Here is a 12,780-nt window from a genome sequence, read left to right as displayed (position 1 = left end):
TTTATATAAAAGGAGCTCCAAACGGAGCTCCTTTTTTTCTTGAAAGCACTTATTATTAAATGTGTTCTTCTAAGTGATGATGCTCATCAATTAAAGGGCCACCTTCCATAATTTGTTTAGAAGCTTCATTAGCAAATTTTTCAAAGTTTAGATGGAATGAATGTGCTAACTGTATAGCTTTACCAATATAAGCTCCTTTCTGTAACCAAGTATTCATAGGGTCTAACATTTCTGTTGGAACCCCTGGACAATATTTAGGCATGAATAAACCAAATATTGGGTTTTGTTCGTAATCCACATGGTCTAATTCGCCATTTAATATGGCAGTAATCATGGCTCTGGTATATTTTAATTTGATTCGAGAACCAACACCGTAAGGGCCAGCACTCCAACCAGTATTTATTAACCATACACTAACACCCGCATCTCTCATTTTTTTACTTAACATTTCGCCATAAACTGTTGGGTGTAATGGCATAAAAGGGGCGCCAAAACAAGCAGAGAATGATGGTACAGGTTCTGTAATACCAGCTTCTGTTCCTGCTACTTTAGCTGTGTAACCAGAAATAAAATGGTAAGCAGCTTGTCCTGGGGTTAATTTAGATACTGGAGGCAATACACCAAAAGCATCACATGTTAAGAAAAATATATTTTTTGGGTTGTTGGCATACAATGTTTCTTGTATGTTGTCAATATGATAAATGGGGTAGCTCACACGAGTGTTTTGTGTGATGCTGCCATCTAAATAATCCACTTCGCCATTTGCTTTAAATACCACGTTTTCCAATAAAGCTCCTGGACGTATGGCTCTATAAATGTCTGGTTCTTTTTCTTCGGTAAGGTCAATTACTTTTGCATAACAACCGCCTTCAAAATTGAAAATCGTGTTATCGGCAGTCCATCCATGTTCATCATCACCAATCAATTTTCTGTCTGGGTCGGCAGACAGGGTTGTTTTTCCAGTTCCAGATAATCCGAAGAAAATAGCTGTGTCACCATATTTTCCAACATTAGCAGAACAGTGCATTGGCAACACGTTTTTTTCTACTGGTAAAATTAAATTTAAAGCAGAGAAAATCCCTTTTTTAATTTCTCCAGTATAAGCAGATCCACCAACCAAAGCTATTTTTTTAGTGAAATTTATAATAGAGAAATTACCTTGACGAATGCCATAACCGGCAGGGTCTGGGCATACATAACCGGGAGCACAAAGCACCAACCAATCTTCTTTAAAGTTTTGTAAGTCTCTTTCGCTAGGTCTGATGAACATATTATAAACAAATAAGCTAGACCAAGGTAACTCGGTAACGACTCTAATATTGGTTCTGTATTCTGGTTCTGCACAGGCATATCCGTCTCTCACATAAACTTCTTTTCCAGAAAGGTATTTTTTAATATCGTTTTCTAATCGATCAAAGTTTTCGGGAGATACAGGTTTGTTAACATTTCCCCACCACACTTTATCTTTTGTATAATCATCTTTTACAAGAAAACGATCTTGGGGAGATCTACCTGTAAATTTACCTGTATTAATAGCTAAGGTGCCGTTTAGGGTTTCTTTACCCATGTTTTTTTCGACAGTAATTTGTTGAAGTTTTTTAGGAGATAAATTCCAATGTGCTGTGACATCCTTCAAACCATACGGTTCTAATCCTGATTTTTGTTTAAGTGTTGCTGAATCTTTCATTTTATTAATTTTAAGGATTCCATTAATTGATTTATTAATGTATATGTTTATGAATAGTTATTTAATTTTACATTTGCATGCAGGTCACGTGACTGCTTTTATTACATATTAAATTTACTGTGGAAGAGCTTCAGGTTTTATGATTAATGTCATACTTTGTTGAAGCACAGCACTTTTCAACTATTCATATTTTTTTGTAGGTTTATATAAAGAAAGTAAGAGCGAATACGTTTTCGTAATATTGAGTAATGATTTTTTAGATGCTTTTTTTGTTAGTTTTGATTTTTTAATAATGTTCAAACGTTGAAATTTTGAGAATTTCACAATAAAAGTGTCTAAAAGCTAAGTTTTTTAAAAAAATAACTAAAATGAAATTAGATATACTTGCTATTGGTTCGCATCCAGATGATGTCGAATTAGGTTGTGGGGCTACCATAGCTAAAGAAATAGCCAAAGGCAAAAAAGTAGGCATTATAGATTTAACCCGTGGAGAATTAGGAACAAGGGGTAGTGCAGATATTAGAGATGAAGAAGCTTTGAATGCTGCAAAAATACTTGGAGCTTCTGTGAGGCATAATATGCAGTTTGCTGATGGTTTTTTTGTAAATGATAAAGAGCACCAGATAGCCCTTATAAAAATGATTCGTAAATACCAACCGGAGATGGTGATTTGCAATGCCGTTGAGGATCGGCATATAGACCATGCCAAAGGCAGTAAGTTGGTGAGCGATGCGTGTTTTTTAAGCGGATTGATTAAAGTGGAAACCTTTTTGGAAGGACATGACCAACCACAAGAGGCATGGCGACCAAAATACGTGTACCACTACATACAGTGGAAAAACCTGCAACCCGATGTTGTTGTGGATGTTACAGGTTTTATAGACACCAAATTAAAAGCGGTGTTTACTTATAAAACACAGTTTCACGACAGTAGCAATAATGAGCCAGAAACACCTATTTCCAGCAAGAATTTTGCAGATAGTATTTCTTATAGAGCTAGGGATTTGGGACGATTGGTAGGGGTAGAGTATGGCGAAGGGTTTACGGTTGAGCGTTATGTGGCAGTTGATAGTTTGTTTAATTTGAAGTAGTTAGTTTAAAGCTTTGCGTATTTAAAATTTCTTCGTTAAAATATTATAAAAAGGCTTTGTAGAAAAACAGAAATCAGTTACATTTGCACTCGCATTTAAGATGCGTGCTACATGGTGGTTGTAGCTCAGTTGGTTAGAGCATTGGTTTGTGGTACCAAGGGTCGCCGGTTCGAGCCCGGTCTTCCACCCAAAAAGTAAAGCCTTTCAATTTTATTGAAAGGCTTTTTTTGTTTAAGGAGATATTCTTTTTATCAGACGAGTAAATGATGCTCACACTATCTAAGAGTGAAAAATTATTTCTTAATCCAACTTAATCCGCTCATCCCTATTAACTATTTCCCAAGCCGTGTAAAAAATTAATTGGGCACGTTTTGCCAACAAATCATATTCAATTTTATCAGGGGTATCTGTGGGTTTATGGTAATCGGCATGTGTGCCGTTAAAGTAAAAGATAACAGGAATATTGTTTTTAGCAAAATTGTAATGGTCCGATCTGTAATAAAAACGGTTTGGGTCGTTATCCTCGTTATAAGTATAATCCAATTCCATATTAGAATACTTTTTGTTTACAGCTTCCGATATGTCATGGAGTTCGGTACTTAATTTGTTGGATCCTATTAAATACACATAATTTGGAGTAGTTTCGTGTTTGGCATCTATACGGCCAATCATATCTATATTTAAATTGGCTACTGTATTTTCCAATGGAAAAACAGGGTCTACATCGGCATAATATTTAGAGCCATAAAGTCCCAATTCTTCGCCTGTTACATGTAAAAACAAAATGCTACGCTTTGGTCTTAATCCTTTATCTACAGCGGCTTTAAATGCTTTGGCGATTTCTAAAATGGCTACTGTACCAGAGCCATCGTCATCGGCACCATTATAAACTTCTCCTTTTTTTACCCCTTCATGGTCTAAATGCGCAGAAATAATAAGCACTTCGTCTGGTTTTTCAGAGCCTTTTATATAAGCAAGTACGTTTTCCGAGGCTTTGGCTTTTCCTCCAAAAAAGGCTTCAGGGATTTCTTGAAAATAGTCACCATCGGCAATGGGAGAAGGGATTCCCATAGTTACGTAGTGATCTTTAATAAAATTGATGGCTTTTTTTTGACCGGGTTCTCCGGTTCTGCGGCCTTCAAATTCATTGGACGCAAAGGTATATAACATATCTTTTAAATGCTCGGAAGATATGGTATTGGCAAAATCTGAAACATCAGGAATGGCCTTTTTTGAATTTGAACTAACACTTTGGGACGTACCACAATTACAAACCATAATCGTGATGCTTAATAGCAATACTATTTTTTTCATCTGAATTTTTTATATAAGTAAGTGCAGTAAATATAAGGAATATTTTAATTTAAAAGAAGCTGGTTTTTGGTATCGACTACTAGTTTGTTAGGCTGATTGGCCAGTTGCCATGCGGTTGCAAAAATAAGCCGGGTACGATTTTGCAATAATTGATAATCTATTTTATCGGGCGTATCGGTGGTTTTATGATAATCGGCGTGTTCTCCATTAAAATAAAAAATAACGGGAATGCCGTGCGCTGCAAAATTATAATGATCCGATCTGAAATAATAACGATTCTCATCATTTTCAGCATTAAACCTGTAGTCCAAATTGATGTTGAAATAGGTGTTATTTACTTTTTCTGAAAGGTAATGAAGTTCCTTGCTAAGTCTATCAGAGCCTATTAAATAGATGTAATTTTTATCTTCTTTATGAATGTTATCTATGCGACCAATCATGTCAATATTTAGATTGGCAATCGTGTTTTCCAATGGAAATACGGGATTTTGGGTATAATATAAAGAGCCTTGTGTTCCAATTTCTTCCGCAGTAAGATGTAAAAATAAGATACTTCTTTTAGGGCCATGGCCGTCGTTTTTTGCTTGTTGGAAGGCTTGTGCTATTTCCATAACGGCAGAGGTTCCAGAGCCATTATCATCAGCACCAAAGTATATATCACCGCTATCATCTACTCCAAGATGGTCTAAATGCGCGGAGATGATAATCAATTCGTTGGGTTTTTCTGAACCTTCAATATAAGCCAATACATTTTCTGAAGCTTTGATATTATTGGAGAAGAAAGTTTCTGGAATGTTTTGGAAATACATGGAATCTCTAAAAGGGGACGCTATTTTTTCTTTGATGTAATAATCCGTAAGAAACTGTGCTGCTAATTTTTGCCCTTCTTCTCCAGTTTTTCGTCCTTCAAAGTTATTAGAAGCAAATGCATGGAGAGTTTTGCTTAACTCTTCTGCTGTTATGCTATGGGCATAATTGACAACCAAGGTGCTATCAACAATGTAAATACTATCCTTTAAATTCTGGATTTTTGTGGTGTATTTTGTAGTGGCACAAGTACCAACTAGTGCGAATGCTGAGAGAATGCAAAATGTTTTCATGTGGTTTTGAGGGTTTTTCACATGTAACTCGCCAATAATCAATTTTTTAGGGGCATAAAAAACGTTAACTATGCTAGTTTCATAAAATTTCGGCAAATATATAAAAACTATGTAATAAAACTACTACTATTCAATATTTATATCTTCTAAATCCAATCCTTCAAGCTCTTCAAGAGCTTCTTGTTTGGATTCTTCTTCCTTTATAATTAAATCTTCTGTATTGGTTACTTCAACAGTTGTAAACACGGCTTTATATATGGTTATTGAAAGTGCTACGATGGTCAATAAAAAAGTGAATTGAATAATTTTTTTCACATATCCAGCTTTTTTTGATAAATAAAAGGCAATCAAACCAAATATAAGCGCTGCTATTGCAGGGAAAATGGCCAAATTTGAAAGCGGTAGCACCGATAAAATCGTGGCTAAGATGGCTGATATAAGACCTAAAGTTATGAATACTTGTTTCATCTATTAAATTTATTTTTCTCAGTAGTCAGATAAAATGCATTTAGTTTTTTAAACCAGCAACGGATTTTATTTTTAGTTCCCCATTGCCTACAGGAATTTTGAATTTTCCATAGACAGGGATTTTATTTCCGTCTGCCGTCAGCCATAAGAAATTACTATTGGTGCCTTTAAGCACATCTGGTTGGTTGGAGCCGATTGCTAATTTGTAGCATTCTTTTTTCCCAATGGCTGTATTAATGGTTTCTTTGCCCAAATAGGTAACCTGACCTTTCATTTCTTCCCAATCAAAAAGTATCGTAAAGGTTTTTTTTGTTCCCACTGCCATATTTTTAAAGTCAATCAACCTTAAACTATAAATAGTAGATACAATATCTTTAGTTCCGCCATGTATGGTAAGATTTCTATTTTCGTCTGGCTTATTTTTTTTGCTTTGTACAGATTTAACCTTGTTGGTTTTTGTATCAAATGTGTACTTCATTGCTTTGTTGTAGCTTCCCTCATTAACATCCCTATTGTGTAAATAAGGGGTTAAATTACTAGGGTTAACATAACTTTCGTATAAATCCCTGATTTTAAAAAAACTGTCCCATTTACTATAAGTCGCCGCAGTACATTTTAACCGTAATAAGGTTGCTTTAGAAGTTTTGGCTTCACTGGTTTCCATAGTAACTTCAGCGATGTTATTAAGTACGCCCGACATGTTATAAGAAGCCGTAAATACCAGTTTCTCTGCATGGCCAATGGCATTGTTTTGAGCATTGATGGAAATGGTTACTAAAAATGCAAGAAAGAATAAGGTACGCATCATGTAAATATTAGGTTTGGGTTACAGCTTGACCAAGCATTTATCGTGCCGAAATTACAAACCTTTACGCTATTATGCTAATTTTTTTTAGTGGTTGAAAAGGAGTTTTAGCTAACTGACATATATCATAGTTTTATTTAATGTAGTAATATATATTTACTTATAATCCTTATTTTTTTGAAATGAAAACAATACTGCTTCCTACCGATTTTTCTAAAAATTCAATCAATGCCATTCAGTATGCAATAGACATGTTTCAAAATACAAACTGTGATTTTTACTTACTTAATGTGCAAAAGGCATCATCCTTTATTTCAGATGATATCATGGTTATGTCTTCTTCCACGACCATCTATCAAACATTAATATCGGCCGCAAAAAAGTCGATTGATAATATTATATTAAAAATTAAAGCTAAGCACCTTAATGACAAACATCAATTTCATTCTATCGTAGATTATGACAATTTAATTGATTCGATAAATCAAGTCTCCAAGATTCATCATGTGGATTTGATAGTTATGGGAACCAAAGGGGCATCTGGATTGGAAAAAGTCATATTTGGTAGTAACACCGTCCATGTGATGCAACGGTGTCATGTGCCAATCTTGGCCATTCCCGATAACTGTAAATTTAACGGATTACATAAGGTACTATTTACCACCAATCATTTAGAGTTGTATGGCGTTGAAGAATTAAAATGGTTGAAGGATTTTAATTCACTTTATAATTCAGAATTAGAAATATTGCACATAAAGGATGAGAATCATACAACATATGAGGTTTTTAATAATGAAGTTATTTTTAAAAATCATTTTCCCCATGCCAACCATAATTACATTCATATAAACAGCAAAGATGTTTTCGACATTATTAAAAAGCACATCATTGAAAACCACATCGCCATGTTTGCTATGTTGAGTGCAAAGCATTCGTTTTTAGAACGCTTGTTTACTAGACAACCTATAGAAACCTTTGGTTTTAAAATAGATATTCCTTTTTTGGTTCTCAATAAAAAAGAAAATTTTAATTAAATTTATATAAAAAATGAAACCTATTTTAATGGGACTGATGTTTGTTTTACTGTTTGTTAATTGTGACAATCACAAACCAAAAAGTAATATCAGAAAAACTGAAATTACTAAATAGCAAGTGCATCCAGGCAAAAAAATGATGGAAGTACATTGCTACTCTTGTCACCATCCCACAGCTAGTGAAGAAAATAGACTCGCACCTCCTATGATAGCGATAAAAATGCGTTATACTAATAGCTCCACAACTAAAAAGGAGTTTATTGACGATATGCAAAATTGGATAAAAAATCCTGTTGAAAGCAATGTTAAAATGTACGGTGCGGTAAAACGTTTTGGCATCATGGGAAATTTACCTTATCCTGAAAGCGTTATTGAACAAATAGCGGATTATATGTTTGATAATGATATTGAACAACCAGAATGGTTTGAAGAACATTATAACCAAAATAAAGGCGGTATGCGTCTAAACTAAATGATAAATTAATGAGTCGTTTTTTGGACATAATAAGCCAAGATAGACCCGTTTTGGTTGATTTTTTTGCTGAATGGTGTGGACCATGTAAACTTATGGCGCCTATATTAAAAGAAGTCAAAGATAGTTTGGGCGAAACGGTTTCTATTATAAAAATTGATGTGGATAAAAATCAAACCCTAGCTTCTCAGTATCAAGTAAGGGGCGTGCCAACACTTATTCTTTTTAAAAACGGTAAACAACTTTGGAGACAGTCTGGTGTCGTTCAAAAAAAGGATTTAATTAGCTTAATAGAGCGTAATAAGTAATAAAAGTTACCTATAATTAATCTGCTGTGTTGTATTTTTGGGAAACTAAAAATCACGACATGGAAGACATGCTCTTTTATGATAGAATGCAGTTCGCATTTACCATTACATTCCATTATTTATTTCCGCAATTAACCATGGGATTATCTTTAATGATCGTCTATTTTAAATGGAAATTCCTAAGAACCCATGCCGAAACATATAATCAAGCAGCAAAATTCTGGATGAAAATTTTCGCACTCAATTTTGCGATGGGTGTTGTTACCGGAATTCCTATGGAATTTCAATTTGGCACCAATTGGGCTAAATTTTCAGAGCTTACAGGTGGTATTATTGGTCAGACACTCGCTATGGAAGGTATGTTTTCATTCTTTTTGGAATCTTCATTTTTAGGGCTGTTTATTTTCGGAGAAAAATTATTAGGACATAAACTTCATTTTGTTACGGGTTTTTTAGTGTTTTTAGGCTCTTGGGCAAGTGGCTTTTTAATCATTGCGACACATTCTTGGATGCAACATCCAGTTGGTTATGAGATTTTAGAAAACGGAAAATTTGTGCTGAATAATTTTGGAGCATTGTTCACTAACGAGTGGCTATGGCCATCGTATTTACACAATCAGGCAGCATCGTTGGTAACAGCATCTTTTGTGGTTGCAGCTATTGGGGCGTTTTATATTTTGAATAATAAACACCATGAATTTGGAAAATTGTTTGTAAAAACCGGTGTTATATTCGGATTTATATCTAGTATACTAGTTGCATTTCCCACAGGGGATATGACAGCAAAAAACGTGGTGAAGCATCAGCCTGTCACTTTTGCGGCTATGGAAGGACTTTTTGAAACGGTAGATGGCGGTTCTGAAATCGTACTTATTGGGCAACCTAATATGATAGATAAAACACTTGATAATAAAATTGCCGTTCCTAATATTTTAAGTTTTTTAACCTATCAGAAATGGGATGCAGAAATTAAAGGATTGAATGAATTTGATGAAAGTGTGTATCCGACAAATATTCCAGGGTTGTATTATGCTTATCACATCATGGTTGGTTTAGGTACCATTTTTATTGGTTTAATGCTGGTTGCCGTAGTTCAATTATTCAGAAAAAAGCTTTATAAAACCAAATGGATTTTATGGTCGTTATTGTTTATGCTGCCTTTTCCATACATTGCTAATACCACAGGTTGGTATACGGCAGAATTGGGTAGGCAACCGTGGTTGGTTTATAATTTATTAAGAACTTCAGAAGGTGCTTCTCCAACAGTATCTGCGGGAAACACACTATTCACGTTACTAGGATTTATTGGACTTTACCTATTATTAGGACTCTTATTTTTAATGCTTGTTGGGAAAATAATCAATAAAGGACCAGAACTTATAAAACATTAATTATGGAATTATTTTGGTATATCGTATTAATGACCATGTTAGCGGTGTATGTTATCTTGGATGGCTACGATTTTGGAGCAGGTATCATACATTTATTTTTTGCTAAAACCGAAAAGGATAAAAAAGCCATAACAAATGCCATCGGACCATTTTGGGATGCCAACGAAGTTTGGTTAATCGCGGCAGGCGGTGTCTTGTTTTTTGCATTTCCAACATTGTATGCATCGTCGTTTAGCGGCTTTTATTTGCCTTTGATTATGATTTTATGGTTGCTAATTTTTAGGGCCATTGGTTTGGAGTTACGTGGACAAGTACATAATAAGATGTGGGAAGCTGTTTGGGATAAAGCTTTTGGGGTGGCAAGTTTGTTCTTGGCTTTATTCTTCGGAATTGCTTTAGGAAATGTGGTTAGAGGGGTTAATTTGGGTATGGTTACTAATGGCGTTTCCGCACACGAAGCGCATTATTTCTTTTTGCCGCTTTGGAATCCTACGTTTAGTCCGCAAGCTGAACATTTGGGAATCATTGATTGGTTTACACTTATGCTGGGTATTATTGGGGTTGTATCATTAACCATTCATGGGGCCAATTGGATTATTTTTAAAACCAACTCTGATTTAAACAGCAAACTTAAAAATGTCATATTCAAATTAAATATAGTATTACTAGCGCTTATAATTTTATCATTATTGGTTTGGCATCTTATAAAACCACAACCGTTTTATAATTTTTTGCAATATCCTTGGCTATGGGTATTTCCAATCATTTTTTTCATAGGACATTTAGGATTGTTTAAAATCAAATCCTTTAAAAAGGATGGAACTGGATTTTTATTTTCTTCAATGTTTTTATTTGGTGGATTAGCTTCAACAATGGCTTCTATTTTCCCTAAACTATTGCCTTCAACAAATTCAACAAATCCAGATTTAACCATTTATAATATGGCTGCCCATGAGTACGGTTTATCAGTTGGTATTTATTGGTTTGTGGTAGCTATTATTTTGGTAGTAGTTTATTTTACCATTCAGTATAAAGTATTTAAAGGTAAAATGGATGATATAGGTTATGGCGAGCATTAATTAACTACTTGTTGCTTATGCAACAAAAGTTACATTCTATGGACAACAATAGTTTACTTTTATTCCATAAGATATATATCAAGAATTAAAGGATTATAATAGTTAATGGCTCTCTTAAGCTATTAACATAATGAAATACGAATCCGGAGTGACTTTTTTTGATTGTGTGGTTTTAAGGTTTGTTGATGATTAAAAGCACTCGCAATGGGTGCTTTTTTCTTTGTTAGTATCAATTATAGCCATATTATTTTAACAGCCATATTTATACGGTTTTAAGAGATTTTGTATTGATTTCCAAGATGATATATATCATGGTTTATCATGGGGTTTTAGACTATTTTTATAAATACTAAATCAGAAATAATGTCAAAAATTGTTGTTTTAGGTGCTGGTATTTCGGGTCATGTAGCGGCATCCCACTTGCGTAGAAAGCTATCAAAGGAACATGAGGTTCTGGTTGTTTCCCCTAATAGTAATTACCAATGGATTCCATCCAATATTTGGGTTGGCGTGGGAAGAATGCCTTATAAAAAAATACTTTTTCCATTAGAACCATTATATATAAGAAAAGGTATCGGCTTTAAACAAGCTATGGTTAAAACCTTTCATCCTGAAGGCGATGAAAAAGAAGCAAGACCTTATGTAACCATAGAATATGTGGATGCTAATAAAAAAGGTCAGCAAGAAAAAGTAACATACAACTATCTTATAAACGCTACGGGACCAAAACTTAATTTTGAAGCTACCGAAGGTTTGGTTCCTGGCACAAATAAAACCTATTCAGTTTGTACATATACCCACGCAGACCATGCTTGGCAGGCATTAAGTGCATTGATAAATGACATGAAGCAAGGTAAAAAAGCTAAAATACTTATAGGTACAGGTCATGCTAAAGCAACATGTCAAGGAGCGGCTTTTGAATATATTCTGAATGTTGAACATGAACTTAGAAGAAATAAAGTGCGTGATATGGCCGACATTACATGGATTTCCAATGAATTTGAGTTGGGTGATTTTGGAATGGACGGCATGCTGTTAAGCTATGGAAGCTTGACCATGAAATCCAAAGAAATGGTTGAAATGATTTTTGAAGACAGAGATATTAAATGGATACTTGGGGCAGGCGTTCATAAAATTGAAGACGGCATGGCACATTATGAGAATTTGGAAGGTGAAACCAAAACAGTGACTTATGACTTCGCCATGCTTATCCCATCTTTTTCCGGTCATGGTTTTAAAGCTTTTAATAAGCATCATGAAGACATTACCGATAAGCTTTTTAAAGGCTTCATGATTGTAGATGCCAATTACACACCAAAACCTTATGAAGAATGGTCGGTTCAAGATTGGCCAGAGACTTATCAAAATCCGAGTTATAAAAACATTTTTGCCCCAGGAATTGCTTTTGCACCACCGCATAGTATTTCAAAACCACGAAAAAGTAAAAACGGCACGGAGATTTTTCCATCACCACCAAGAACTGGCATGCCCTCGGGAATAACGGCAAAACTGGTGGCCGATAATATCATTGATTCCATAAAAACTGGTCGGGAGTCATTAGCGCATAAGGGTTCTATGGGTAATATGGGAGCAGCCTGTATCGCATCGGCAGGGTTTGGCTTAACGCAAGGAAGCGGCATTAGTATAACAACTTATCCTATAGTGCCAGATTATAACAAATATCCTAAAACGCAAGGAAGACAGCTTGGCAAAACATTCGGTGAAATAGGATTGGCAGGACATTGGCTAAAACTTGCCTTGCACTATGCCTTTATTTACAAAGCAAAGATGAATCCATTTTGGTGGTTGATTCCAGAATAAAATTATAAAACCATGATACAAAGAATATCAACATACCAACGATTCAAAATGATGAACCCCATCATTCAGTTTTTCAGATTTATTTATTTAAGTCTTAAAGTTTTAACTATTGTTGCTGGTGGTCATGGAGGTACTAGAAAAGTACATCAAGACTCCCATAAATAATGTCTTAACATAAAAGCATCCTTTAAGGATGCTTTTTTCTTGGGT

The 12,780-nt window shown here is 34.7% G+C and carries 13 protein-coding genes and 1 tRNA gene; 9 read left to right on the top strand and 5 right to left on the bottom strand.

The annotated features are described in order from the left end of the window. Positions 1-55: 55 nt before the first annotated feature. Positions 56-1,687, bottom strand: coding sequence for a phosphoenolpyruvate carboxykinase (ATP) (pckA, locus tag CDH49_RS06365; RefSeq protein ID WP_100614612.1), 1,632 nt, complete (start codon positions 1,685-1,687; stop codon positions 56-58). A gap of 368 nt (positions 1,688-2,055) precedes the next feature. On the opposite strand from pckA, the gene bshB1 reads away from it, so the two are divergent. Further along, entirely contained in the window at positions 2,056-2,778 is a 723-nt protein-coding gene (gene bshB1, locus CDH49_RS06360) for a bacillithiol biosynthesis deacetylase BshB1 (RefSeq protein ID WP_100614611.1), read from the top strand. Between the two features lie 113 nt (positions 2,779-2,891). Further along, positions 2,892-2,967: transfer RNA gene (locus CDH49_RS06355), tRNA-His, on the top strand. A 111-nt stretch (positions 2,968-3,078) separates the two neighbouring features. Here CDH49_RS06355 and CDH49_RS06350 read toward each other — a convergent pair. The 4 genes from CDH49_RS06350 to CDH49_RS06335 form a co-directional block, all read right to left on the bottom strand. Next, complete coding sequence (locus tag CDH49_RS06350; RefSeq protein WP_100614610.1) at positions 3,079-4,092, bottom strand: M28 family metallopeptidase; 1,014 nt, start codon at positions 4,090-4,092, stop codon at positions 3,079-3,081. Positions 4,093-4,136: 44 nt separating this feature from the next. Next, on the bottom strand, positions 4,137-5,192 hold the full coding sequence (locus CDH49_RS06345; RefSeq protein WP_100614907.1) for a M28 family peptidase: 1,056 nt from the start codon (positions 5,190-5,192) through the stop codon (positions 4,137-4,139). Between the two features lie 126 nt (positions 5,193-5,318). After that, positions 5,319-5,660, bottom strand: coding sequence for an FUSC family protein (locus tag CDH49_RS06340; protein ID WP_100614609.1), 342 nt, complete (start codon positions 5,658-5,660; stop codon positions 5,319-5,321). A 40-nt stretch (positions 5,661-5,700) separates the two neighbouring features. After that, positions 5,701-6,468 (bottom strand): DUF3108 domain-containing protein, encoded by a 768-nt coding sequence (locus tag CDH49_RS06335; RefSeq protein ID WP_239970599.1) that lies wholly within the window; start codon positions 6,466-6,468, stop codon positions 5,701-5,703. 179 nt (positions 6,469-6,647) lie between these two features. Between CDH49_RS06335 and CDH49_RS06330 the strand changes: the two genes are divergently transcribed. The 7 genes from CDH49_RS06330 to CDH49_RS15735 all read left to right on the top strand — a co-directional run bounded on the left by CDH49_RS06330 (position 6,648) and on the right by CDH49_RS15735 (position 12,735). After that, entirely contained in the window at positions 6,648-7,499 is an 852-nt protein-coding gene (locus tag CDH49_RS06330) for a universal stress protein (RefSeq protein ID WP_100614607.1), read from the top strand. A gap of 136 nt (positions 7,500-7,635) precedes the next feature. Further along, on the top strand, positions 7,636-7,971 hold the full coding sequence (locus tag CDH49_RS06325; RefSeq protein WP_100614606.1) for a cytochrome c family protein: 336 nt from the start codon (positions 7,636-7,638) through the stop codon (positions 7,969-7,971). An 11-nt stretch (positions 7,972-7,982) separates the two neighbouring features. Beyond that, positions 7,983-8,279, top strand: a complete 297-nt coding sequence (gene trxA / locus CDH49_RS06320) for a thioredoxin (protein ID WP_100614605.1) — start codon at positions 7,983-7,985, stop codon at positions 8,277-8,279. Positions 8,280-8,338: 59 nt separating this feature from the next. Next, positions 8,339-9,670, top strand: a complete 1,332-nt coding sequence (locus CDH49_RS06315) for a cytochrome ubiquinol oxidase subunit I (protein ID WP_100614604.1) — start codon at positions 8,339-8,341, stop codon at positions 9,668-9,670. A gap of 2 nt (positions 9,671-9,672) precedes the next feature. Beyond that, positions 9,673-10,749, top strand: coding sequence for a cytochrome d ubiquinol oxidase subunit II (gene cydB, locus CDH49_RS06310; protein WP_100614603.1), 1,077 nt, complete (start codon positions 9,673-9,675; stop codon positions 10,747-10,749). A gap of 363 nt (positions 10,750-11,112) precedes the next feature. Next, positions 11,113-12,570, top strand: a complete 1,458-nt coding sequence (locus CDH49_RS06305; protein ID WP_100614602.1) for an NAD(P)/FAD-dependent oxidoreductase — start codon at positions 11,113-11,115, stop codon at positions 12,568-12,570. Positions 12,571-12,582: 12 nt separating this feature from the next. Continuing rightward, positions 12,583-12,735, top strand: coding sequence for a hypothetical protein (locus CDH49_RS15735; RefSeq protein ID WP_193434717.1), 153 nt, complete (start codon positions 12,583-12,585; stop codon positions 12,733-12,735). The last annotated feature ends 45 nt before the right edge of the window (positions 12,736-12,780 follow it).

Origin of the sequence: Confluentibacter citreus (genome assembly GCF_002807055.1) — a bacterium.
GTDB lineage: Bacteria > Bacteroidota > Bacteroidia > Flavobacteriales > Flavobacteriaceae > Confluentibacter > Confluentibacter citreus.
The sequence above is the reverse complement of the archived record's forward strand: the minus strand, read 5'-3'. Positions and strand labels throughout refer to the sequence as shown.